We start from the raw sequence: 23,049 nt of genomic DNA on the forward strand, positions 1-23,049 counted from the left end.
CCTGAGGGCCGCGCCATTTTGGTGTGCACATTGGAGAATTTGTGCAATCACCATCAGCACAAAAATGACAAGACCCCTTCTCGCAAATCCTCATCATTTTTTCTATATCCTCCACCGCCGCATCCAGTTCCGCTTGCAGGCGATTTTTCTCCGCAAACTCTGAAAAATAGCAGTCATGATTATACTGCACTTGCTCTTTCAGCCGCTTAATTTCCGCGTCTTTTTCGGCGCTTTCGGCGGTCAGGCGTTCCAACGCGTCGGCGGCTTCATTGTCCAAATCGCTGCAATGATCTCTGTACGGGCAGAAATTGCAACTCCCCGTATTTACCGTGTCATTGACAACGGCATCGCAATACCGCAGCGCCGCAATCAGCTTTTCATTTTCCATCGTCATACCTCCACCGGTAACCGCCGGCTGTTTGCGCCTTTCCGTTTATGGCGTTGTAGATTAGGCTAGTTGCCACATGAAGTTGCTTAGATGCAATTGGAACCGATTCGTATGTAGTCTCTTCCCCGTTGTCCCCAATTGAAACAACACGGCGCGCCTTTCTGCCTCCGCCTGTTTTGTCTCTGATCGGGGGTTCTTTTTCGACCGGCGGAACACGCCTACTCCACTGCGCCCTTCTCATACCCCTAACCACAACAGGCCATGATTTATGCACCCATTTTTTGAATTCCAGACATCCGAACCCTGCGCATGGCGTTTTTCTTCTTTTGCACCCAACGCAGGGTGATTTATTGATTTTTATCATCCATGCCCTCCTTAACCATCCCATCCAGAACCCGCACCAACTGCAAGGCATTCTCCGGCGTCGGGTCTTTCCGCACAGCGGCTTTTGCCGATTCCGTCAGCCGGTTTACCTCGGACTGGTGAAATGCAAGATTGTCCTGAAAAATTGCTTGTTTTGTCGCGTCGTCTAGCGCTTTCAGAATTTTTTTCTTCTCTACCGCCGCAGAATCGCGGTCAAGCACTTTATCCCGGAAGGACTTGTACAGGCATCGCAGCGCCTGAAACGCCGCCTGATCGTAGATGCACAGATCGTCCGGCATCGGGTCACCGCGCATGGCAGCCTTTTCATACGGCAACGCAAATTCAGCCATTTTCCGCATACCTCCACTCATATCCGTCACAAAAGCGAACCGCTCCGCGGCAACATTTTCTAATGCTCGATGCAGAATGCAATCCGCAGGATTTCGCCGCAGCCACAGCCCCCAAAAAGCTTCCAACAACATTTCCTGACTTTGGATCTAATTTTTCTATTGTTTTTTTCTTGGAATCCGAGATTCTAACATTTCTCGTCCCAAAGGACTTGTTTTTAGAAGGACTTATCCACTCTAAATTATCAACATGATTATTAGAGACGTTTTCATCTTTGTGGTTGACCTCCAGAAGCAGCGTGGGATTTGGATTTTGAATAAATGCCATAGCCACAAGCCTGTGAACTCGAAATTGCTTTTTTCTGTTCTGCCTACATAATTTGACATAGGCATATCCTCCGGTGAGAATTTCCTGATACAGGATTCGTTCCTTCCCATACTTTAGACTTTTCACTTTTCCATACGAACTAACTTCGTAATCCCCCTCGTATCCGGGAATGGGCTTCCATATTTCATTCATCTTTATTGCCCTCCGAAAGCGATAGATACCATTCCAAAACTGAAACCGCCGACTCCCAGCCATGGCAGCATTCCCAGAAGTTTCCCTGAGCGGTTAGGCATTCTCCCCACCAGCGCTGTTCTTCAGAAAGACGTCCTGATTCAGTTTTGAGTTCGATATACAGAGAGTGGAACCGCCCGCGTGGAATTGGTAGGCACAGGTCAGGAACACCCTTCTTGACGCCCTGTCGTTTATCTATGGCAATCTGCTTCGCATCGGCAATCGTTTCATTTTTGATATGGAACAGCAGTGCCAGCTCCGGCCACTGGCTGCGGATGGACGGCTGCTGCGACCATTTGATTACTGCGGCTTGGTGCTGGGCTTCACTCGCCATCTCTAACCACCTCCACAAACGATGTTGGCGCTTTGTCCCCGGGCTTTTTCTCGCGACCCTGACGGACGGTATATCCATTTCTGGCAAGGATCACAATGACTGCATCGCGGTCATCGGGTTTTGAAATCTTCAGCTTCACGATGCTTTTCCTCCGTTCATAATCCGGTTCAGAATCTGACTGGCCTGCATCTTTGTGAGGCCGGTGGCGTCAAATCCTTTGCAGCGGTGCTGAATAATCTTCATCTGCTTGTCCGATGCCGGACGTTTTCCCCAGGAACGGACAGCGTTCAAATCCCAGATATACGCCTGCTGCGGGTAGATGTTTTTCAGCTTGAGATATGCCCGATCAAACGCCTCCTGCATACCGATGCGGCTTCCATCTGCCATGTTAACCATGCCCAGACTGTCCGGGCACGGGATAGTGAGCTTTTGCCTGTTCAGTAAGGAACAAACCATGGACCCGTCCGGCATCTTAAACCAGTTGACATCGTGGGTCTGATATTGCTGTTCCTGCGCCCAGAGGTCAACGATCTGAATGTTCTTAATCCAGCTCTCCGGGGTATCGGACGCAGATGCAATCTTGATCGGCAGTTCAAACAGATCCCCCTCGATCTCATCCTGCTTTCTGGCTGGCACATTCTCCATGTCGATTCCCAGCAGAGAGGGTGCCGTGCAGAGGCTCTTTCGGCCGGTAATACCAACACAGTCGATCAGCAGCAGCTTTTCCTTCCCGGGGTAGAGCCGTAAACCGCGCCCTACCATCTGCGCATACAGCGCCTCAGACTGCGTGGGACGTGCCACAATGACCGTCTCGACGCGTGGAATATCCGTTCCCTCGGTAAAGACCATGCAGTTGACAATGCAGGGAATCTTACCGGCAGTGAAATCGTCGATGATGGCCTTGCGGTTTTTCGTGTTACCAGTCACCACCACAGCCCCCTGGATTCTGTTGGCGATCTCCTCACACTGGTGCACAGACACGGCGAAGATCAGCGTGGCGCCGTGTGCCAAATCTCGATAGGCCTGAGCTATCGCATCTGCGGTCCCCTCCATGGCCTCGTCCAGTTCACCTGGGGCATAATCTCACCCTGCCGGGTATGTACAGCGGACAAGTCAAATCCGATATCCACGCGCCGGCAGGTGATATTGCAAAGCCAGCCATTTCGGATTCCCCATTTCAAATCTCGCTGGAAAATGATTTTGGAAAACACATTATCCAGACGGACCTTATCGCCGCGGTTCGGCGTCGCTGTGAAACCGATCAGCTTTTCAGGCTTAAAGTAATCAAAGATTGTGCGGTAAGTATTGGCTGCGGCGTGGTGCGCTTCATCGCAGATAATCAGTCCGAACTCAGTCGGATCAAACCGATCCAGCCGGCGGAACATGGACTGAACCGATGCGCTCACGACTTCTTCGCCGTTGCTGTGAGAGCTGGCACGCTCGACGCCATAGGAGCAGTCAAAGTATTTTCGGGGCTGCTCCACCAGCTCCTCCCGGTGGCTGAGAATCAACATCCGATTTCCATGCCGCGGGATGTTGGCAAAAGTAACTGTTTTACCAAGACCGGTTGCCATTTGCTCAAGATACGCGCCGGGCGGCTGCGTCTCAATGGCTTTAATAGCCTCGGTTTGATAATCTCTCAGGTTCATATTTCCTCCAAAAAACGTGGAACATGTGGAACGGCGTGGAACACGTTGTTCCACGGTTCAAAGCATTGCGCCACAGTGGTTTTACGTTAGGTGTGGAACTGTGGAACATTTTTTCAAAGTTCCTACGCGCGAGCACACATATACCATATAAAGCGGATATTTTTTATTTCCTATATAGCGATGTATTTTTTGTTCCACAGTTCCACGGTCAGTTTTTCATTCCTTGCAACCATTGCGGCTCTAAGAGTAAACGGCGTGGAACACGTTGTTCCACGGAGTTCCACAAATTCCACAGTCAAAGCGGCAATTCATCATTCGGTTCGTCTTCCATATCAACCATCGGAAGCTTCAGACAGAAGCATTCCGTAGGAATTCCGTTGATGCGTTTGCCTTTTGTGTTCGCTCTCCCGCGTGTCTCGATGAGATGCTCGGCCTTGAGATAGCTGATCATTGCGGCGGTGGAATATCCCTCATCCTGAAGGATGCGTTCGAAAACGCCGCGAATGATATAGGCCCGGTTATCTTCGATGGCACCGAGCACTTCGATATTCTCTGATCTTCCGCAGAGTTTATTGCTGTTCTGCGTGACCCAGTCGCACAAGAACTTATATCCCCTGTCGCCAGCACTGACCGCGGCCTTGCTGGCAAGAAATTCAGAGATCTCCGCGACAGTGATTGGATGCTCTGTTCCATGGAACACCCACCTGCAGGCCAGCTCATCAGCCAGCACAATGGACGCAGCTGCTATAGCCTGCTTCTCGGTTGTATCTCTATCAGAAAGATCTCGAAACAACTCTCGGTATCGCTCTGTGACCTCTTCGATCACGCCGGGCTTGTAAAGCTCCTCAACAAATTTTTTGCCCGCAAATCCGAAATTGCGCTTCACTACTCCGGACACTCTCATTCCGTCTTGAATGACTGCGTGAGAGGATTTGCACTCAATGTCGATTACGCGGTTTACGGCCCCCGCTCCAGCATTCTGGGCCGTCAGAGGGCTCTCACCCGTGGTCAAGATACACAGACGCCAGGTGGGCGTTAAATCAACGCCTCCAGCCTTATTTCCACGGGTTCTGCCCACACCCTGTGCAAGTTTGTAGACATCAAAGTTACTGCGTCCTCGGCTGTCCTTGGAAAGCTGAAGCTCGTCAAGGCAGAGCGGAAGATTATTTAGGAAGGCTGCCGTCTTTTCCATGCCGACGACCGTACCGTCGAAGGTCTTGACATAGGCTCCGACCGCCGGATCACCCCACACGCTGGCGGCCACCATCAAAGCGACCGTCTTACCGGTGCCAGAATCCACACCCCAAAGGTGAACAAAAAACGGCAGGCAGTTGAGCGGCTCCAACAGAACTGATGCGAAACTGGCGGCCAGGATGATCCTTGCTGTGGCGGACATTGTTCGCACTTGCGACGCAACTTCCATCCATTTGCTCTCAGATCCGTGGTGTCGGACCGTTTGAAACATAGCCTTAAAGTTAGCATCTCCGTCAAAAATCAGACCGTCCACGAATGGGGAAAATCCCTCATCTGGTATGTATCCAAACCGGCCGATGCTCTTCTTTTCGGGAATCAGATTGTAATTCAGGTTCTCTAGATCGGAGATGTACTCCACGAACGATCTAGCATTCTGGCTGGTGACAGCCACACCGATACCAGATAACTCCGTGACCTTGTTGGCGTTGGCCAAGACGGATTTTTCGACAATGATTTTCCTCCAAATAGATCCTTTCCGGAATGACAGCTGCAGCTTTTCCTCGCCAGTGTCAATGTTCACCAAGCGCTCAGCCGGGAGAATTGGATGAGGGCAGGCAATTTCCACGCCGTACCCATTTTTTCGGCTGACACCAGAATCGTCCGCCGTCCAGTCCCCGGCATCCAACTGGATCGGCTGATTTGAAAACTCTGTGACATTGTTGATATAGACCGTATCGTTCTGTGCCTTTAGACCCGCAACGTATTGTTTGTACATTCCCTTAAATGCCTGGAACCCCTGCGATTTTGCGTAGGCGGTCAACTCCTCCATCATTGCGGCGTGAACAAATGGGTTCTTTGCCGTTTTATAAAGTTCTTCATAGGGGGTTGTTGTAAGGAAATCTTCTTTTTCAAATTTCCAATCACCCACGCAATCACCTTCCTAAATTTTCATCCAGCCAGTATTCCAGCGGGTCAAGCGCCTTTACGGCCTCGGCAAACAAGTTGCTCTGAGGGTCTGCGTTTTCAGCGACATCCCTGTAATAGCGGTATCTGGCTGCCTGTCGCTTATATTCCGCATCGGCAGCAGCCTTTCTAGCCGCTTCGCGCCGCCGGGATTCTAGCAGAGCAGATTTCTCCGCCCTGCTAGGAATTTTCCCGGTAAGCCCCAGAGAAAAGTCGGCATTGAGTTTATCGCAAGCGTTCGAAAAACCGATATCAAACAAACGTGCCACAAAATCAATCACGCTGCCACCAGCGCCGCAGCCAAAGCAGTGCCATCCGCCGGCGCCCGGGTAGATTTTAAGGCTGCCGTGCTTGTCCCCGCTGTGAAATGGGCACTGAATGAACCCGGCGCGGTTTGGCAGAAAGCCATACAGTTCTGCGACCTCCTGCATTGTTAGGCGCTCCTTGACTGCAGCGGCATCAGAATGGGAGTTCGCCATCGTCTTCTATCTCTTGGAAATCATCAGCACGAACGTCCACCGGAACACCGGCGGGATGGAAGTCGGATCCACTTGGGGCGTTTCCGTCCTTTTTTGAGTCCCCAAAGTACACATTGTCGGCCACGACCTCCGCAGAGCGGCGCTTTCCGCCCTCTTTGTCGGTCCAGTCGCGAAGCTGTAAGCGGCCTTCCACAATGGCCATGCGGCCCTTGGTGAAGTACTTGCTGACAAATTCGGCTGTGGTGCGCCAAGCGACAATATCAATGAAATCCGTTTCCTTCTCGCCGCTCTGAGACTTGAAGTTCCGGTCAACAGCCAAGGTAAACGATGTAACGGCAGTGCCGCTTCCGGTGCGACGCAGTTCGGGGTCCCGGGTGAGACGACCCATGAGGGCGATTTTATTCAGCATCCTCAGACAGCTCCTTATAATTGATGATCCCACTCAGGTGTTTGGTCATGCGGCAGTAGGCACAATGCTCGCATCGACGCGGAGGGATCCTGCCTTCTTTGATGGCCTGATACCGCGGTGCAGCATCCTCAATTTCCGCCAGCTTCGCGGAAAGATCGGCGTCGGAAATGAACAGGGCCGCAAGATCTGGTGAGTCCTCTTTGGTTCCGACCGCCAGCACAAACGGCAGCATATTGCCCTCCACGGCCTGATAGATGGCTCCCTGAATGTCATAGCCCCATGCCTCAACAAACGATACACGGCGGTGATCCTCATCGCTCCAAACGTCCTGCATATCACTCATAACCTTCTGATCCACAATAGCCCCGTCGCAGAATCCAAGTGCCGCAGCGGCCTGCGGAAACTCACTCACAATCTGCTGGCAGGTGTCGGCATCCAACAGGCTATCAATTTTGATTTTGAACGGAACACCTGCAATGATTCCGGTCTTGATGACTTGCTTTTTCCCAGACATCAGCAGCGAATACAGCCGGTCGGACTCCATGCGGTCGATGATGCTCTGCGCCTGAATATAATCAGCTTTTAGCCCGCCGTCCCGCTTGAATAACTCGGGGTGCTGCGCTTTGAACAGCGGAAGCGTCCCCTCAAAGTGCGCGTCCACGTAGGAGCCAACCAGCAGGGCCGTCGTAGATGGCCTAACATACTCGCCTCTGATCTCTGCCAGCGCCGCAGCCTCGCATTTTTGGAATGCCTTGAACTGTGAAGAACCCATGTAGGCCATCTGCATCTCAGGGGAAAAATAGTTTTCAGATGTCAGCACCATCACAGAACCTCCCCAGTTTCAGGATCAGCCGCCGGGAACTCCTCCGCCACAGGATCCGTTTCTTCCGGCGGCTCCGAATCCACAGCAGGCGCTTGTTCCGCGGCCTTCCGTTTTTTGACACAGTCTGCACACAGAGGGGCTTCGAAGTGTTTCAATGTATAAGCCGCCATGTATGCCGCGCTTTTGCCCATATATGGAGCAATCTCCTTCCCGCAGTCCGTGCAGGGAGGAATGGGGGCCTGCTGCTGGATGCGGGGCTTAAAAGGGCGGACACGCACAGCAGATACAACCTCGCCGAAGGCCTTAATGCCATGTTCAATGTAAAGCTGGATTTTCACTCCAGGCCAGTCCTCAAAATAGCCGCTGCCAGAAACCTTCTCAATGTTCTTGGAGCGGGCCACATTCAGGATCATCGGCTTGATGCCTGGTTCTTTCCAGTGGACTACGGCCTTCTTGGACTTTCCCTCGGCGGTCGTTACCGTTTCCGCTGCAACAACATGGTCAATGGTGAGAACTTTCTCCTCACCTTCCTGAAAATCGCCCTCGCCGATGAAGTTGGGATCTGAAACGACCTTTTTCCAATGGGTCTTCTGTTCGCTCATGAGTTTTCATCCTTTCCCGTGGCGGTGTCGATTGCCCCATTCACAATGGTCAGAATAATCTGGCATTCTGCGTAGGACATACAGACATCGCTTCGTGTCAATAGATCCGTGATTCTTTGCGCCGTCTTCATCAGGGAAGATAGACGATACGGAGGAATGTAATAGCCGAGGCGGCCGGTGATCTCAGCGGCCTCGTGCTTTATGTTTTCTGAAGGGGTCACAGCTCAGTAACCTCCAGTTCTTCAGAATCGGTGACACGGGTGGCAATCAGCTGTAGGCCCTTGGCCTTGCACTTATCGTACAGGCGCTTCCGGCTATCCTTGTCCAGGCGTTCAGCGCCGTCGACCAGGATGATGCCCAACTGTCCGGGCTTGCTGACGGTGATATCAACACACAGCTCCAAAAGTTCGCCATCAGACAGGTTGCTGATAGGCAGACCATTAATCAGTGGTATACCGTCCTCCACCGTCAAACCGGCAACAGGGATGGTGGCCTTGGCCAGAATCTGCGCGGGAAGCTCCCGGGCAAGTTCAATTTTGCGAGTCAGCTCATCTGCCTCTGCCTGAAGCGCATCAGTCTCATCTTGCATCCCAACCATGCGCTTATACTCATTGAGGTGCTTTTGCATGGCTTCCGCGGCGTCAATCTCCTCCTGCAGCGCAGTGGTATCCACTGGCTCCCGTCCAGAATATTCATCTGCAACACCGACGTCTTTTTCCAGCTTGGCACGTGAGGCCTCAAGCTTAGAGTCCTCAACAGCAACCCGCTCATCACGGCGCTGCTCCAGACCGCCAAGTTTATCCTCGGCGGCCTTGATCTCCGCCCGCAGCCGTTCGATTGTACCGGTAAGGTTTTCTCGCTCTCTGGAAATATCCTTGTCGATGGCAGCCACGGCCATGTCATGCTCGCCCTGGATACCGCGGAGTTTGGATTCATAGCTGGAGCGGAATGCCTTTGCTCGCTCAATCACGCTATTGCTTTCTTTTAGCTTGGCAAGCTCCCGGTACTTCTCACCGGTGGGATAGGTATTCCACTTCTCAAAATCGTAGTGATCCGGAATGTCCTTGGAAATATCAGCAATGAACGCCATCTTGTTCCGGATATCCCGGTTCAGGTTCTGGCGGCTCTGAAAATAGGTTCCATTCTCAGCCTGAATCTGAGCCAGAACCTCAAGAATATGCTTGGAATAATCGACACCCTGTGGAATCTCTCCGAACTGCTCCCGAATCCAATTGGTGTCCCAGGGAAATTCAATGAGAGAGAGAATGACTCTGTTTTTCTCCTGCCGGCTGAGTTGCGTAAACTCCACCGGGTTCAGCTGCAGCGGCGTGAAAATGCCGTTTAGAAACTCGGCCGGCCGTGTCTGCAGCATATTTCCGTCCCTGACCTTTACAGAGTCCGCCTTGGTGGTGCGGGCTTTTCGGTCGATAGTAAGGCCAGAATCTGTTTCAATGATGATCTCGCCTTCGTCGGCGCCCTGGTGGATGATGTAATCCCGGTCGGAACGGTTCGTGAGCGCGTAGCGGATGGAGTCCAGAACGGAGGTTTTTCCGCTGCCCTTGGGGCCGGAGATCTCCACAGACTTTCCATCCAAGGTGGCTTCTTTGATGCCAAATAGATTTTTGATCATGATTTTAGTGGTCTTCATCTTGACACCGCCTTTGCGCACGCGGAGCAAACATACTTGCCCTTAAACACGTTTTCAGTAATTTCACCGCAGAAAATGCACCCTGGCTGATGCTTCTGTAAAACGATTTTTGAACCGTCTGTGAAGATTTCGATGGGATCGCATTTTTCAATTTCGAGGTTCTTCCGCAGTTCCTTCGGAATAACAACACGCCCCAGCGGGTCGATATTCCGAATCATCCCAGTATCTTTCATCTTGACAAATCTCGCTTTCTGCCCGATAATGGGCGTAATCTCATTTTCCTACGCCGTCCTCGGTCTTGCACACCGGGGGCGGCGCTTTTTTATTCATACTGTTCCAGCTTCTACTTGCACCTGCAATCGTGGTAAATCCTTTCGTATGCCGCCCACAGTCGCATTTGACGGCATATAGGCCTGTCGCGTCGCAGTAGACGCGCATCGGCTCCATACCGCAGCGGCACGGCAGAAGGGTGGTGAAGTGGCGGCGGTTATTGGCGTTCATGGCCCCACCCACCACACGGTCAAGCTCTGCCGCCCGCACTGGATGGCGTAGTCGTAATCAGGCGTGTAAATATCAACCGCATTCCCGGTCACGCCGGTGTCTGTCGCCCATAGCTGTTCGATAGTTCCGTCCGCATACTGAACAAACACGTCAGAGTACAGCGGGATAACATCGGGATCAACGGCGCAGGTAAGATGCTCAACCACTGGCATACCACTGCGGGTGATTCCGTATGCCGGGTCTCCGGGCTTCTTGCCGCAGGTAGCCTCTGTGTACCAAGTGACCGTGCAGTCCTCAATGACGTTGGCTTTTTCCAGCAAGGCGGCTTCGATGCTGGTATTTTCGTAGTCCTCCTGCGGTTCCGATGCCGTGATTCCGGTATCGGGCTTGTTCGCGTCCGCCTTGACTTTGATTGTCAGGCACAGCGCCACACACAGCATCAGCGAAATGACAGCCAGCCATGTGCAGCAGCGCCACTTCCGGGCGGTGTTCTCGGCCTGCCGCACCCGGTCCCGAGCCTTGCGGCTTGCGGCGGCGTAGTCGGTGGCGATTTTGATTTCAAGAGCGTCAATCCTTTGCCCCTGATATCTCAGCTCGTCGTCCTGCCGCTCCAAATGGCAGTGAATTTTTTCAGATTTCTGGCTCATTGGTTTCCTCCTTTTGGGAAGTAGATGTGCAGGTCTTCTGGCGGTGCTTGGCATACTTCCAGTAGCTTGTACATCTCGTCGATTGTCCAAGGTACGCGCCCGGTAAACCTGCAACTAACGGCAGGGGCTTTGATGCCAAGAATGCTTTCGAGGTCGTACTGGTGATAGCCAAGCTGCTTCAAGCGGCCAGCTAAGTATCGATACATCAATTTCTCTCCTTAATATCCAAAATTTCGCTGATGGCGGCCACGATGGTCGGGGCATTGCGCTCACCTGTGAAAATCTTGTAAAGATACCCGGCATCACAGAAAAGACCCGTCTTTTCTTTTACCTGACCGATAAGCCACTCCTGCGGCTGCCCGATATCGATCAGACGCTTCTTGACTTCCTTCCCATATGCAGTAAGTTGTGCCATTGGTATAGTTCACCTCCTATATAATGCGATTGACAAGTACGCGTAAATGTACTAATATGAATGTACCACCAATCAATAAGCACACGAACGAGTACTGTTGATGTATTTATACTAGTACTTGTTCGTGTACAAGTCAAGTACTTATGTATTTAATTAAGTACTTTTGTTTGCTTGCACAAAATCGGAGGTACTTGTATGGGTACATTGTATGAAACCATTTCAGAGCTCTGCGCGTTAAATGAAACGAAACCCGGGAAAATGTGTAATGACTTAGGAATCAGCCGTGGACTAATGACGGATCTAAAAATGGGTAGAAAAAAAGGCGTGAGCGCAGAAACGGCAAATAAAATTGCAAACTACTTCGGCGTATCTGTTGACTACCTTTTGACCGGCAAAGAAAAAGAAAATACCCCTGCCGAATCTGGCAAGGGTATTCAAGAGGAAGATATTAAGGCCGCATTCTTTAATGGTGCTGACCCTACATTGACGAAGGAAGACCGCGACGCGATGTGGCAGGATGCACAGGACTATTTCCGCTTTAAGATTGCGCAAAGGAGGAAGCAACAGGAGAATGGGAAATAATCTCGTTTCCTTATATGAATACGCAGAAAGTAAAAAAATTGATGTTGACTGGTTCTCCATGCAGGAATCTCCATCTTTGTCGGTTTTGCTTCCGGATGGAAGTTGTGCTATCGCAATAGACCCGTGGAAGATGGATGGCATAGCGATGGAAACTGAGTGCATGGCGCACGAACTTGGGCACTGCGAACGTGGAGCATTTTATAATAAATACGCAACCTGTGATATAGTTCAGATGCACGAAAACAAGGCTGATAAATGGGCTATTCAAAGGCTAATACCGCCAGATGAATTAGACGAGGCCATAGCGGACGGATGTGATACATACTACGCTCTCGCAGAGCGTTTCGGAGTGACAGAGGATTTCGCACGCAAAGCTGTCTGCTTGCACGTCTACGGTAATCTGGACTGCAAAGATTATTTGCCGATGTAGCCGCACCGCCAAAGAACAGTAACTTTATGGAAAAGAGCGTGTTGCAATGGGATTATTGGACAGTTTAAAAAATTTCCCGTTCAGTCTGCGAGGAGATTATGAGGAATTCTACAAGAACGCCCCATCTACACCTAAAGAACGCCAGAATGAACCCACAGATTCTTGTGCTGGCTCGAAGACTGTGCAGCACATATCCGACTTGCAAAAGTACCGCATTATTCTGCAACAATATAGCGAACGCCTAAAAAATAGAGAGGCTCAAATTGAAACGCACGAACGCGCATCACTCGATAAAATTAAGTCGGCGTCCAATAGTGCCCACGAATACTCAAAAGCACTCCTTGATACAGAATACCGCGTAATTGACTATGCAAAGCGTTTTGATGCAAAAGAAAGCTCAATTTTCGCAGAGATACAAAAGGACGCAGAAAAATTCAAGGCGCACAATTCTACACCAGCGCATGACGGCTTCGAGTTCGAAAATGAGTTTTCTAAGGTACTTGCTGCGAACGGATTTAAAAAGGTTGTTGTTACTCCCAAGAGTGGGGACTACGGCGGAGATATTACCGCCGAGAAAGAAGGCGTCAAGTATGTTGTGCAGTGCAAGTACTATACTTCCATGGTCGGAATCGATGCCGTGCAGCAAGTGTGTGGAGCAAAAATTCATTACGGTGCACATGTAGGCGTGGTTGCCACAAACAGCGTGTTTACGCATGCTGCAAAGATACTCGCCGAAGAGGCTGGTATTTTCTTATGGGACTGCGAGATAATCGAATCAATGAAGAAATCTGTTTGATTGAAACAGCAGGAAGGTAAATATATGAACATTGACGAATTATACAGATACATTGGTGAACGAACCGGAATGCGCCAGTTCCACATCACTTTTGAAGAGGGCGTAACAGAATTTACGCAAGAAGAGGCTGATAAAATGGCAGATTTAATGTTGTCCCTTTACAGCAATCGCAAAAAACGTTCAAAACTACAATGAGCTGTTCTGCAAAATTGAGGTTGAAGACGCCAGCTATTCAAGGAGAGCAGCATCGCCTACCAGACGTTCTTTTCGCGCATCCATCCAACAGGATCGCCCTGTTTCAAAGTCTTGATTCACTGGGCGATTACGCGAAAGCTTACGCTAAGCAATACAAAGAAGACCTATCTGCCGGAAGACGTTAAAAATTAAAGGAGATTCGATTATGAACAACGAAGAAAAGATTTTATCCCTATTGGAGAAGCAGGGTGAAATACTGGGAAATCTGGCAATGGACGTCTCCTGCCTGAAAGATGACGTTTCTGACCTCAAAGGCCGCGTCGCCAAGGTCGAGGTCACGCAGGAAAACATGGTTCTTCCGCAAATTCAAGCGATCGCAGAAGGAATCACATCCATCAACGCAAAGTTGGTAACCCGCAGCGAAATGGACGCAATGCGCGAGGAGATCGCATTCTTGAAAGATATCATCCGAATGCACACCACACAGATCAACGACCTAAAGAAAGCGGAATAAAAAAATCCCGCCTCCGGTGCGCTAACACCAGAGGCGGGACGAGGGCAGATGCTTTGTAGGCCGTCTGCCCTCTTATCTTAACAGATTTGGAGGATTTTGCAAGTGAGTGAGCGAAAAAATGAGGCTGTATGGCTGGAAAAATATAGCCGCTGGCAGATTAAGGTACAGTCTGACGGCACCCGCCGCACCTTTACATCATCCACGCTCGGAAAAAAGGGCAAAGTCGCAGCCGAGCGTGCCGCTGACAAATGGCTCGAGGCTGTGACCATTGGCGAAAACACAAAAGTCTCTGTGTTGCTGGATCAGTACTATGATCGCGTAAAGAGCATTTCTGCATACGAAAACTGCAGGCAAATTGGCAACTATATTGAACGCTATATGAAGCCTGTAATCGGAGCTAAGCGCATTGGACGGCTGACCGAGAATGACTTGCAGCGTATCATAGACCGGGCATATAAATCTGGCAAAAAACCTCTCGCGTGGAAAACGCTCTCTAACATCCGGGCAACGATCTCTGCATTTATGAAATACTGTCGTAAGGAAAAAGTCACTATCATGCATCCAGAAGACCTGAATATTCCCAACGGGGCGAAGAGGCCAAACAAAAAAATTGTGGACACCGATGATATCAAGACGCTCTTTTCTTCTGACATGACTTCGCGTTACGGCAAAGCTGTACCGGATATTCATATCCATGCCTATCGCTTTTCTGTTCTGACCGGAATCAGGCCGGGTGAGCGCACTGGCCTTCAATGGCGTGATATCTCCGGTTCAAAGCTCACTGTTCGACGCTCTATCAACGACGCCCAGAACACAACAGGCGGAAAAAACTCCAATGCGATCCGGACAATCTCAATAAGTGCTCTGGCACAAAAAGAGCTTGATGCTCAAAAAGAGCTACTGCGTCAGCTTGGCATTGTTTCAAAGTACGTGTTCCCCGATACTGACGGTGATTTTGTTATTCAAAAGAGATTTCGGCAACGCTGGTACAAATACTGCGAATACAACAAAATAAAGCAGGTCACGCCATACGAAATGCGCCACACCTTTGTCAGCGTCAACTGCGAGATGCCGGAGGGGCTGAAGAAGATGGTCATAGGTCACAGCGAGAACATGGACACCGAAGGCACCTATGGTCACCAAAAAGCAGGGGATATGGAACTTGCAGCTCAGTATATAGATGACGCGTTCAAACAGGTTATCAGCTCCGCAAAATAATAAGAACGGGTTAACAGGTGGGTTATCCAAGACGCAGAACACCCCTACAGCCATTGCGGCTGTAGGGGTGTTTTTGGTGGAGGTGGGGAGAGTTGAACTCCCGTCCGAAAACACTTTAACGAGACTTTCTCCGGGCGCAGGCGGTTATTTTGGGAGTCTTACTCTCCCCGTTCCCCTCTCCGCCGGCAAGCCGTCACGCCGGCGGGTCAGGTGAGCTTCATAATTTATGGCACGCGCAAAGCTTTGCGTACGCACATTTACCGCTAAACGACGCCCTTCCCGGCTCGCGGTCCTTCCGGGTCGGACGGCTGCCTTTAGTTAGGCAGCGTAAGCAACAGTATTATTGTTGTTTAATTTATAATTTGCCCGTTTTTAGGATGACAGGCGCATCCGCCCGCTGGTCTCGCCTCCATATCCCCGTCGAAACCGGTACACCCCCCTATCGTCGGAGCAAGCTCCATATCCCTCGCTTTGCCCTCTGGAAAAGTTCGTTCATTCCGCTGCCCCTCCTCTTTCAAAACAAACACGCTACATTTATTTTGAATCAGGAAGTGGTTGCATTGGCGATTTTGGGTTGAGGTGAGATTTGCTATCTGGAATTGTAACACACCTCTCCACCGAAGTGTGTTACAATTCCGTGACTTTTTTAAAAATTATGTTCTTGTAAATTTGACCATCAACTTAACCGGGGTCACCTTGGCCAAAACGCGGAAAGCCTTATAAAAAACCGTGGGCGTATAAATCGTGTGGCGGCGCTTTGCCGCCAGCAGGGTTCCGTGAGCCACCCGGACCTGATCGCAATAGGGCAGCATCTCAAACATTTTGGAATTGCCAGTGATGTTTCCCACATCGCAAAACTCCGTAGCCATGGGCCCGGGGCAGACTGCGGTGACGGAAACGCCCTTCTTGCGCAGTTCCTCGTTCAGTCCCACGGTAAAGTGGGACACGAATGCCTTTGTGGCGGAATAGACTGTCATCCGGGCATTGGGGCAGAACGCCGCAATGGAGGACACGTTGATGATCCGCCCGCCCCGGGGAATATAGGGGATCGTCAGGTTCGTGATGGCGGTCAGCGCCCGCAGATTCAGGTCAATCATACGCGTCTCCAGCATCGTGTCCGTCTCGCCCAGATTGCCCAGATATCCGCAGCCCGCGTTATTTACCAGCAGCTGTACCTGCGGCTGTTCCGAAAGGAGTTTTTCCTGAAACGCGGTGAAGCTCATGGGATCGCAGAGATCCAGTGCCAGACACACCGCAGGCCGGGACAAAGACGCGGCCGCCTCTTCCAGTTTATCCTTTCGCCGGGCAATCAACCAAAGCTGCTCCACCTCCGGATACTCCGCCACTAATTGGCGGGCGAATTCCTGACCCAAGCCGGAAGACGCACCGGTGACAATCGCAATTTTCATAAAAGGCACTTCCTTCCGATCAATATCGGGCGGTCACGCTTACCGCTCGGCCTTTTTCTCCGGTGCCGGGTACTCAACACCCATTGTATCCACGCGAATGGAGGCAATGACCTCCGGCGTTTTGGGCTTGTCGTTGAAATCCGTCTTCACCTCAGAGATACGAACGGCCTCGTCTGCGCCCTCCAGCACCTTGCCAAAGGCGGCGTACTGTCCGTCCAGATGGGGTGCATCGTCCACCATGACAAAGAACTGGCTTCCGGCGCTGTTAGGGGCCATGGTCCGAGCCATGGAGAGAACGCCCAGCGTGTGGACAAGATCGTTTTGCGCAAAGCCGTTGCCGGAGAACTCCCCGTGGATGGTATAACCGGGACCGCCGGTGCCGGTGCCCTGCGGGCAGCCGCCCTGAATCATAAAGCCGGGAATGCAGCGGTGGAAGATCAATTTGTCATAGTAGCCGGAATTGGCCAGAGCAATAAAATTGTTTACCGTGTTGGGGGCCTTGTCGGGGTACAGCTCGGCTTTCATCACTGCGCCGTTCTCCATCGTAATGGTTGCAATGGGATTTTTCACTTCAGACATTGTTACCGATTCCTCTCTTTCATGTGACGGTCCATCTCCCGCTCCGCGTCCCGCTTGGCGATGGAGTCCCGCTTGTCATAGTTCTTTTTACCTTTGCACGCGCCGATCTCCAGCTTCACCCTCGCGTCCTTAAAATATACGGACAGGGGTACCAGCGTGTATCCGTCACGCTTGACAAGCTCCTGCATCTTTCGGATTTCCTTTTTGTGCATCAGGAGCCTGCGGACCCGCTCCGGGTCCTTGTTGAAAATATTGCCTTTATCATAAGGGGAGATGTGCATACCGTTGACGAACAGCTCGCCGCTTTGAATGGAGCACCATGCGTCCTTCAGATTCAGCGTTCCGGCCCGGATGGACTTCACCTCCGTGCCGAACAGTTCAATGCCCGCCTCGTATTTTTCCTCCACGAAGTAGTCGTGGTACGCCTTGCGGTTCTGCGCCGCGATCTTAATTCCCTTTTTCTCCGTGGAAAGCGCCTCCTTCCGGGCTTCGCCGTGTCAGATGCTGGTATTTTAACATAATCCTGCCCATTCTTCAAGTAAAAGAAACATTGTCATCTTTTCTGTTCTTTGTTATAATAAACGCAGAGCGACTATTAACGGCGCCGCGCGCCTGTGGTACAATCGCGGCAGAGGCGACGCTAAATAAAAGAATTGCAGGTGCATATGCAAGTGTATGAAAATTTAAAAGAAACCCTTGTTTCCCGGCAGGATATCTACGCCGGGAAGATTTTGAATGTCCATGTGGATCAGGTGCGGCTGCCCAACGGAAAGGCCGCCGTCCGCGAGGTGGTGGATCACTGCCCCTGCGTCGCCATCGTGGCGCTGGACGACGAAAATAACGTGCTGACTGTGACGCAGTACCGCTATGCGTTTGACAAGGCACTGCTGGAGATTCCGGCGGGAAAGCTGGAGCCGGGCGAAGACCCGGCGTCAGGCGCACTGCGGGAGCTGAAAGAGGAAACCGGCGCGGTTCCCGACACCTTTACGCCCATGGGAAAGCTGATTCCCTCTCCGGGGTGTCTTGGCGAAGAACTGTATCTGTTTCTGGCGCGAGGACTCCATATGGAGAACACCCATCCCGACGAGGACGAATTCCTCGTGCAGGAGCGCATTCCCTTCGACGAGATGGTTCACCGCTGCGTCCGGGGCGAGATTGAGGACGGAAAAACCATCGCCGCCGTGCTGAAAACGAAAATTCTGCTGAATCTTTGAGATCTGAGGAAGGAGACTCCATGGAACAGGGAAAAACAGTCTTAATCGTTGAGGACGAAAAAAATATCGTAGACATTCTGGGCTTCAATCTCCAGCGGGAGGGCTACACCACGCTGGAGGCCTATGACGGCGAAGACGGTTTGAAAAAAGCGCAGGAGGAAAAGCCGGATCTGATTCTGCTGGACGTAATGCTGCCGAAGATGAACGGATTCGACGTGTGCCGTGCCCTGCGGGAGAGCCACAACCATGTGCCTGTGGTGATTCTGACGGCCCGCGAGGAGGAAACCGACAAAGTGCTGGGGCTGGAGATCGGCGCGGATGACTACATCACAAAGCCTTTTTCCATGCGGGAATTGGTGGCCCGCGTGAGAGCCAACATTCGCCGCACCGCTATGAGTGCGCCCGCCGCGGCCTCCGCCGCGGAAGGGGCTATGACTGTGGCGGGGGATCTCTCCATCAACACGGACAGCCATCAGGTTTTCCGCGCCGGAACCGTGATCGAGCTGACCCAGCGGGAATATGAGCTTTTAACGTTTCTTGCCAGCCATCCCAATAAGGTATATGCCCGCATTGACCTGATGGAACAGGTGTGGAACTACGGGTACGTGGGCGACGACGCCCGGACCGTGGATGTGACCGTCCGGCGTCTGCGGGAAAAAATTGAAACGGACCCTGCCAATCCGCGTTACATACTTACGCGGCGCGGCGCAGGGTATTACTTTTCAACGTAAGGGGGAAACTGCTCCTCCTTTCCTTTGAGTACATTTTTAAAAACCGCGCGGCGGCGCGGCTGGTGGGCGCAGCCCCAGAATTTGCGGAGAAAAGAGGCGTCAGCCGTGTTCAAAAGTCTTCATATGAAGCTGATGCTCATCATGCTGCTTCTGATTACCTCGCTGATGGCGGTGGTGGGCGCGTTTTTGACCACCAACGTTTCCAGCTTTTACATCGACAGCTTTCGTGAACAGATGAACGACATGTTCGGCTCCGACGTGGAGGCGGACGGCGTTGCTCTGGCCAAAAACGCCAGCTTCATGTCCGACCTTTTGTCCGCTGCTGAGGTGGCTGACGGCGCGAACCAGATGCAGGATATTCTGGACGCCAACGCCGGCAAGCTGGGCATTGACTACCGCACCCGGAACTACTATATTCTGGACGGCTCCTCCGGTGCGGTTTTGGTGAAATCCGACGAGATCGACACAACCCTGGCCGCCACACCCAACCTCCTCTCCGCCCTCAACGGGAAAGTTGGCGACAAAAGTGATCTGACCGCAGACTACATGGATGTGGCCATTCCCCTCTCCGGCGGAGAAAACGGTTATATCATCTATATTCTGGACAGCCGGGCCACCGTCTCCAGCCTGAACAGCCAGCTGTTCACCATCATTATGCAGGCGCTGGTGATCGGGCTTTTGATCTCGGTTTTGTTCAGCTATCTTCTGAGCAAAACTCTTGTCGGCCCCATCGAAAAGGTGACGGAGGGTGCCGAACGTCTGGCGGGCGGCGACTTTGGCAACAAACTGCCGGTGGAGTCTCCGGACGAGATCGGCATTCTCACCGGCACGTTCAACCACATGGCGGACGTTTTGCAGGACAGCCTCAACGCCGTGGAAAACGAGCGGAACAAATTGGACACGCTGTTTCTCCACATGACTGACGGCGTGGTGGCCTTTGACCACGACGGAACACTCATCCACTGCAACCCCGCCGCCACCCAGCTGCTTCAGCGCTCCATTCCGAAGGAGACAGTCTTTGACGAACTGTTCGGCTCCGTGTATCCGCTGGCCCAAATCTTGACATTGCAGCGGCCCAACTATGCCGACGCGGAAATGATGGTGTCGGACAAGACCTTGGAGCTGTACTTTGCCCCGTTTTCGGACAAGGCCAGCGGCGGCGTACTGGTGGTGCTTCACGACGAGACGGAACACCACCGCAGCGAGGAGCGGCGCAAGGAATTCGTCGCCAACGTATCCCACGAGCTGCGCACCCCCCTCACCAACGTCCGCAGCTATGCAGAGACTCTGCGGGACAGCGGCGGCGACATTCCGCAGGCCACCGCCGACAGCTTTTTGGATATTATCATCACGGAGACGGACCGCATGACCCACATCGTGCAGGATTTGCTGACTCTGTCCCGGCTGGACGCAGGCAACACGGAAATGAACTTTTCCCGTTTCGACTTCGGCGCCTCCATTTCCAGCGTGGTCCGGGCCAACGCTCTGGAAGCCAAGCGCCGAAGTCACGAGTTGAAGCTGGAGCCCGCCCAGTCTCTGCCCCTGATTTTTGGCGACCGCCAGCGGCTGGAGCAGGTCATGATGAATATTTTGGGCAACGCCATTAAATACACGCCGGATGGCGGTCACATTCTGGTCACTGCCGGTACCGCGGGAGAGCACGTTTGGATGGAAGTCTCAGACGATGGCATCGGCATTCCCGAAAAGGACCGGGATCACATTTTTGAGCGGTTTTATCGGGTGGATAAAGCCCGCTCCCGGGAATCCGGCGGCACCGGTCTGGGACTTTCCATCGCCAAAGAGATTGTGGAACGGCACCACGGGACGATCCGTTTGGCCCGGCATGACGGGCCGGGTACCACAGTTCGTTTGACGCTGCCCATCCGGTTGGAAGACTTGCAGGCGTGAAGCCATCGCAGCAGAAAGGAGCGCGACCATGCGCCAGCACACAAAAAAGCGGCGGAATCTGCTGCAAAATATCGCCATCGTGCTGTTGACCGTGTCCGCCGTGGCGCTGTTTGTCCAAATGCAAATTTATAATCTGCACTCCGAAACCGGATATCTTTCCGGCCTGCTCTCCTCCGGCTCCGCCCAGAAAACGCAGAGCATTTCGGGACTAAGCGATCTTGCCATGCCGGTGCGCATTGCCGTCACCGGAGCCTATGGCCGCTGGGCCAGCCCTTTTCTGACCACGGAGAGCGAAGAATTTTTGCAGCCGGGCAACCTCCTGATGGAAGCGCTAGGCTCTGCCGGTTCCCTGAAAAAATGCAGTGCGGAGGATTTTCAATCCGCCCTGCGCAGCACTACGAACTATGACGGCTCCATCTACTATGATTTTGACAGTGCACTGCCCCTGTCCCTTCTCGCGGGTCTGGTGAACGCTGACTGGACCGGCGGCGATCTTTCGGCCCGCCGTCTTCTCCTTCAGGCCGAGGAGGACAAAGTCCGTCTCTTTATCTGGGACGGCGGCGACGTGTTCTCCATCTGCTCCACCGCCCTCACCGCCAAAAGTCTCAAAGAGACGGTAACGGAGTATCCGCTGGGCAGCGCTTGGTTCGCCTTTGATCAGCCGGAGAAGTACAGCCACGTCGATCCGTTCTCTCTGTTTTCCGAGCAGCTCACCACACCATCCAGCCTGAGCGTGTCCAGCGCCATTACAGACGCCAGCGGACTGATGTCTGGGCTGGCCTTCAACCCTCACACCAATTCCAGATATACGGAACCCTCCGGCGCGGAGGTAGCTCTGGAGGGTGACCGGACGCTGCGCATTCGCCCTGACGGCGAAATTTCCTATCAGGGTGGCAGCGGAACGCTGCAAATCGACTGCGTAGGGGAAACGCCGACAGAGGCGGAAGCTGTTGTGGGGGCCTATCGGCTGCTGGGAGACCTGCTTCCCTCACAAAATGACGCCAGTCTTTATTTACAGGAGCTACAATCCAGTGAAACGTCAACAACACTGCGCTTTGGCTATCAGTACAACGGGCTTCCCATCCGGTTTGCGGATCGGGCTTCCGCCGCCGAGATCACACTGGAAGGTCCTGTAATCGCCCGTCTGACTCTTCGGGTGCGGCAGTACACCACGGGAGAACGTGCACATCTGCTTCTCCCTTTGGCGCAGGCATTGTCGATTGCCCGCAGATATCCCGGCAAGGAGCTTGCCATCTACTATGTAGACAGCGGCGGCAGTGCCTCCGCGCAATGGCTTGCGGAGTAAATAGGACAAAGAGGAGAACGAGGAATGGAGACTTACCGGCTGAAAAACATCATCATCCTTACCCTCGCGCTGGTGAATGTATTCCTCCTCGGAACACTGGGCATGCGGCAGGCGCAGAAAATCACATCCCAGCATCAGGCCACGGAAGAACTGGTTTCTCTTTTTGCAGCCGAGGGGGTGACTCTTAGTGAGAAAGCCGTCTCCTTTTCTCCGCCGCCCTCCGCGTTGATCATGGAACGGGACACCGCGGCGGAAAAATCCATGGCCGCCACCTTTCTGGGAGAAGACCTGACCACTGCCGACGAGGGCGGCGGAATCATGACTTACACCTCCGGGCGGGGGCGGGCTGTTTTCCGCGCCTCCGGCGTTTTTGAAATTACCGGGGAATTGGGAAAAGGCCCCTCGATTTTAGGCCGGCAGTTCTGCCGCAATTACGGCATCGATCCCCCCGACCAGTGGTTTGACGCCTCCGGCAGCGGCGCTGTCACCGTGCAGCAGGTCTGCCAAGGCTATCCCGTGGAGGACTGCACCATCACATTTCTGGCGGAAAACAATGTCCTGCGCTCCGTCAGCGGTACTTTCCTGCCCACGAACTTCACCGTGTCCCAAGACGACACGCCGCTCACCGCGTCCACTGCGCTGACCATATTTTTGGTGGCCCGGCGCACCTCTGGCGCGGTGGTCAGCACCGTTAACGGGCTCTATCCCTGCTATGAATTTCAAAATACCGCCTCCACATTGACGCTGACCCCCTCCTGGTGCGTGACCACAGATACGGTGGATTATTACATCAACTGTTCCACTGGCGAAGTCACACACAGGTAGGCCGAGGTAACTCTGGGATAT

At 52.7% G+C, this 23,049-nt stretch carries 34 protein-coding genes and 1 other RNA gene; 11 read left to right on the top strand and 24 right to left on the bottom strand.

Features of this window, described 5'->3' with window-relative positions:
* From ON16_RS15810 to ON16_RS11375, 20 genes are all read right to left on the bottom strand, one after another.
* Window positions 1–388, bottom strand: a 388-nt coding sequence (locus tag ON16_RS15810) for a hypothetical protein (protein WP_040662488.1), incomplete at its 3' end; no start/stop codon positions are given.
* Window positions 378–752 carry a hypothetical protein gene (locus ON16_RS11295; protein WP_040662491.1) on the bottom strand — a complete coding sequence of 125 codons (375 nt, stop codon included), beginning with the start codon at window positions 750–752 and terminating at the stop codon, window positions 378–380. The genes ON16_RS15810 and ON16_RS11295, both read right to left, overlap by 11 nt.
* Window positions 736–1,101, bottom strand: a complete 366-nt coding sequence (locus tag ON16_RS11300; protein ID WP_040662495.1) for a hypothetical protein — start codon at window positions 1,099–1,101, stop codon at window positions 736–738. Before ON16_RS11300 ends, ON16_RS11295 begins: the two co-directional genes overlap by 17 nt.
* Entirely contained in the window at window positions 1,094–1,618 is a 525-nt protein-coding gene (locus tag ON16_RS11305; RefSeq protein ID WP_040662498.1) for an NUMOD4 domain-containing protein, read from the bottom strand. The genes ON16_RS11300 and ON16_RS11305 overlap by 8 nt, the downstream gene beginning before the upstream one ends.
* Entirely contained in the window at window positions 1,611–1,991 is a 381-nt protein-coding gene (locus ON16_RS11310; protein WP_040662501.1) for a VRR-NUC domain-containing protein, read from the bottom strand. Before ON16_RS11310 ends, ON16_RS11305 begins: the two co-directional genes overlap by 8 nt.
* Complete coding sequence (locus ON16_RS15815) at window positions 1,981–2,130, bottom strand: hypothetical protein (protein WP_158441622.1); 150 nt, start codon at window positions 2,128–2,130, stop codon at window positions 1,981–1,983. The genes ON16_RS11310 and ON16_RS15815 overlap by 11 nt, the downstream gene beginning before the upstream one ends.
* Window positions 2,127–3,044 (bottom strand): DEAD/DEAH box helicase, encoded by a 918-nt coding sequence (locus ON16_RS11315; RefSeq protein ID WP_040662504.1) that lies wholly within the window; start codon window positions 3,042–3,044, stop codon window positions 2,127–2,129. The genes ON16_RS15815 and ON16_RS11315 overlap by 4 nt, the downstream gene beginning before the upstream one ends.
* Complete coding sequence (locus tag ON16_RS11320) at window positions 3,020–3,640, bottom strand: DEAD/DEAH box helicase family protein (RefSeq protein WP_040662506.1); 621 nt, start codon at window positions 3,638–3,640, stop codon at window positions 3,020–3,022. Before ON16_RS11320 ends, ON16_RS11315 begins: the two co-directional genes overlap by 25 nt.
* 295 nt (window positions 3,641–3,935) lie before the next feature.
* Window positions 3,936–5,762, bottom strand: coding sequence for a DUF927 domain-containing protein (locus ON16_RS11325; RefSeq protein ID WP_051131714.1), 1,827 nt, complete (start codon window positions 5,760–5,762; stop codon window positions 3,936–3,938).
* Between the two features lie 4 nt (window positions 5,763–5,766).
* Window positions 5,767–6,228: a CHC2 zinc finger domain-containing protein gene (locus tag ON16_RS11330; RefSeq protein ID WP_051131715.1), complete on the bottom strand. Its 462-nt coding sequence runs from the start codon at window positions 6,226–6,228 to the stop codon at window positions 5,767–5,769.
* A gap of 28 nt (window positions 6,229–6,256) precedes the next feature.
* A complete protein-coding gene (locus tag ON16_RS11335) occupies window positions 6,257–6,685 on the bottom strand; it encodes a single-stranded DNA-binding protein (protein ID WP_040662509.1) in 429 nt (142 codons plus the stop codon).
* The gene (locus ON16_RS11340) at window positions 6,675–7,508 is read right to left on the bottom strand and encodes a PD-(D/E)XK nuclease-like domain-containing protein (protein WP_040662511.1); all 834 of its coding nucleotides are present in this window, start codon (window positions 7,506–7,508) and stop codon (window positions 6,675–6,677) included. The genes ON16_RS11335 and ON16_RS11340 overlap by 11 nt, the downstream gene beginning before the upstream one ends.
* On the bottom strand, window positions 7,508–8,110 hold the full coding sequence (locus ON16_RS11345) for a hypothetical protein (RefSeq protein WP_040662514.1): 603 nt from the start codon (window positions 8,108–8,110) through the stop codon (window positions 7,508–7,510). The genes ON16_RS11340 and ON16_RS11345 overlap by 1 nt, the downstream gene beginning before the upstream one ends.
* Window positions 8,107–8,331, bottom strand: a complete 225-nt coding sequence (locus tag ON16_RS11350; protein ID WP_040662516.1) for a hypothetical protein — start codon at window positions 8,329–8,331, stop codon at window positions 8,107–8,109. The genes ON16_RS11345 and ON16_RS11350 overlap by 4 nt, the downstream gene beginning before the upstream one ends.
* A complete protein-coding gene (locus ON16_RS11355; protein WP_040662519.1) occupies window positions 8,328–9,758 on the bottom strand; it encodes an AAA family ATPase in 1,431 nt (476 codons plus the stop codon). Before ON16_RS11355 ends, ON16_RS11350 begins: the two co-directional genes overlap by 4 nt.
* Entirely contained in the window at window positions 9,755–9,991 is a 237-nt protein-coding gene (locus ON16_RS11360; protein ID WP_040662522.1) for an AbrB/MazE/SpoVT family DNA-binding domain-containing protein, read from the bottom strand. The genes ON16_RS11355 and ON16_RS11360 overlap by 4 nt, the downstream gene beginning before the upstream one ends.
* Window positions 9,992–10,031: 40 nt before the next feature.
* A complete protein-coding gene (locus tag ON16_RS15615; protein WP_144032104.1) occupies window positions 10,032–10,259 on the bottom strand; it encodes a hypothetical protein in 228 nt (75 codons plus the stop codon).
* Entirely contained in the window at window positions 10,256–10,906 is a 651-nt protein-coding gene (locus ON16_RS11365; protein WP_040662525.1) for a 3D domain-containing protein, read from the bottom strand. Before ON16_RS11365 ends, ON16_RS15615 begins: the two co-directional genes overlap by 4 nt.
* On the bottom strand, window positions 10,903–11,112 hold the full coding sequence (locus ON16_RS11370) for a DUF739 family protein (RefSeq protein ID WP_040662528.1): 210 nt from the start codon (window positions 11,110–11,112) through the stop codon (window positions 10,903–10,905). Before ON16_RS11370 ends, ON16_RS11365 begins: the two co-directional genes overlap by 4 nt.
* Entirely contained in the window at window positions 11,112–11,321 is a 210-nt protein-coding gene (locus ON16_RS11375) for a hypothetical protein (RefSeq protein ID WP_040662535.1), read from the bottom strand. The genes ON16_RS11370 and ON16_RS11375 overlap by 1 nt, the downstream gene beginning before the upstream one ends.
* A gap of 195 nt (window positions 11,322–11,516) precedes the next feature.
* On the opposite strand from ON16_RS11375, the gene ON16_RS15085 reads away from it, so the two are divergent.
* The 6 genes from ON16_RS15085 to ON16_RS11400 all read left to right on the top strand — a co-directional run bounded on the left by ON16_RS15085 (window position 11,517) and on the right by ON16_RS11400 (window position 15,056).
* The gene (locus ON16_RS15085; protein ID WP_051131716.1) at window positions 11,517–11,903 is read left to right on the top strand and encodes a helix-turn-helix domain-containing protein; all 387 of its coding nucleotides are present in this window, start codon (window positions 11,517–11,519) and stop codon (window positions 11,901–11,903) included.
* The gene (locus ON16_RS15090; RefSeq protein ID WP_051131717.1) at window positions 11,893–12,333 is read left to right on the top strand and encodes an ImmA/IrrE family metallo-endopeptidase; all 441 of its coding nucleotides are present in this window, start codon (window positions 11,893–11,895) and stop codon (window positions 12,331–12,333) included. The genes ON16_RS15085 and ON16_RS15090 overlap by 11 nt, the downstream gene beginning before the upstream one ends.
* Before the next feature lie 46 nt (window positions 12,334–12,379).
* On the top strand, window positions 12,380–13,129 hold the full coding sequence (locus ON16_RS15095; protein ID WP_051131718.1) for a restriction endonuclease: 750 nt from the start codon (window positions 12,380–12,382) through the stop codon (window positions 13,127–13,129).
* A 24-nt stretch (window positions 13,130–13,153) separates the two neighbouring features.
* Complete coding sequence (locus ON16_RS15820) at window positions 13,154–13,324, top strand: hypothetical protein (RefSeq protein ID WP_158441623.1); 171 nt, start codon at window positions 13,154–13,156, stop codon at window positions 13,322–13,324.
* A 205-nt stretch (window positions 13,325–13,529) separates the two neighbouring features.
* On the top strand, window positions 13,530–13,838 hold the full coding sequence (locus ON16_RS11395; RefSeq protein ID WP_040662538.1) for a hypothetical protein: 309 nt from the start codon (window positions 13,530–13,532) through the stop codon (window positions 13,836–13,838).
* A 102-nt stretch (window positions 13,839–13,940) separates the two neighbouring features.
* On the top strand, window positions 13,941–15,056 hold the full coding sequence (locus ON16_RS11400; protein ID WP_040662540.1) for a tyrosine-type recombinase/integrase: 1,116 nt from the start codon (window positions 13,941–13,943) through the stop codon (window positions 15,054–15,056).
* Between the two features lie 74 nt (window positions 15,057–15,130).
* On the opposite strand, the gene ssrA is transcribed toward ON16_RS11400, so the two are convergent.
* The 4 genes from ssrA to smpB form a co-directional block, all read right to left on the bottom strand.
* Window positions 15,131–15,495: a transfer-messenger RNA gene (gene ssrA / locus ON16_RS15380) on the bottom strand.
* A 214-nt stretch (window positions 15,496–15,709) separates the two neighbouring features.
* Window positions 15,710–16,465, bottom strand: a complete 756-nt coding sequence (locus ON16_RS11405; RefSeq protein WP_040662541.1) for an SDR family NAD(P)-dependent oxidoreductase — start codon at window positions 16,463–16,465, stop codon at window positions 15,710–15,712.
* Between the two features lie 39 nt (window positions 16,466–16,504).
* A complete protein-coding gene (locus ON16_RS11410) occupies window positions 16,505–17,044 on the bottom strand; it encodes a peptidylprolyl isomerase (protein ID WP_081579678.1) in 540 nt (179 codons plus the stop codon).
* Window positions 17,045–17,046: 2 nt separating this feature from the next.
* Window positions 17,047–17,451, bottom strand: coding sequence for an SsrA-binding protein SmpB (gene smpB / locus ON16_RS11415; RefSeq protein ID WP_274531952.1), 405 nt, complete (start codon window positions 17,449–17,451; stop codon window positions 17,047–17,049).
* Between the two features lie 258 nt (window positions 17,452–17,709).
* On the opposite strand from smpB, the gene ON16_RS11420 reads away from it, so the two are divergent.
* The 5 genes from ON16_RS11420 (at window position 17,710) to ON16_RS11440 (ending at window position 23,028) form a co-directional block, all read left to right on the top strand.
* Window positions 17,710–18,258 (top strand): NUDIX hydrolase, encoded by a 549-nt coding sequence (locus ON16_RS11420; RefSeq protein WP_040662545.1) that lies wholly within the window; start codon window positions 17,710–17,712, stop codon window positions 18,256–18,258.
* 20 nt (window positions 18,259–18,278) lie between these two features.
* A complete protein-coding gene (locus ON16_RS11425; RefSeq protein WP_040662546.1) occupies window positions 18,279–18,989 on the top strand; it encodes a response regulator in 711 nt (236 codons plus the stop codon).
* A 105-nt stretch (window positions 18,990–19,094) separates the two neighbouring features.
* Window positions 19,095–20,897 (top strand): ATP-binding protein, encoded by a 1,803-nt coding sequence (locus ON16_RS11430; RefSeq protein WP_040662548.1) that lies wholly within the window; start codon window positions 19,095–19,097, stop codon window positions 20,895–20,897.
* Between the two features lie 28 nt (window positions 20,898–20,925).
* Window positions 20,926–22,203, top strand: coding sequence for a hypothetical protein (locus tag ON16_RS11435; protein ID WP_040662550.1), 1,278 nt, complete (start codon window positions 20,926–20,928; stop codon window positions 22,201–22,203).
* Window positions 22,204–22,227: 24 nt separating this feature from the next.
* Window positions 22,228–23,028 carry a hypothetical protein gene (locus tag ON16_RS11440; RefSeq protein ID WP_040662552.1) on the top strand — a complete coding sequence of 267 codons (801 nt, stop codon included), beginning with the start codon at window positions 22,228–22,230 and terminating at the stop codon, window positions 23,026–23,028.
* The last annotated feature ends 21 nt before the right edge of the window (window positions 23,029–23,049 follow it).

Origin of the sequence: Oscillibacter ruminantium GH1 (assembly GCF_000307265.1) — a bacterium.
Classification (GTDB): Bacteria; Bacillota; Clostridia; order Oscillospirales; family Oscillospiraceae; genus Oscillibacter; species Oscillibacter ruminantium.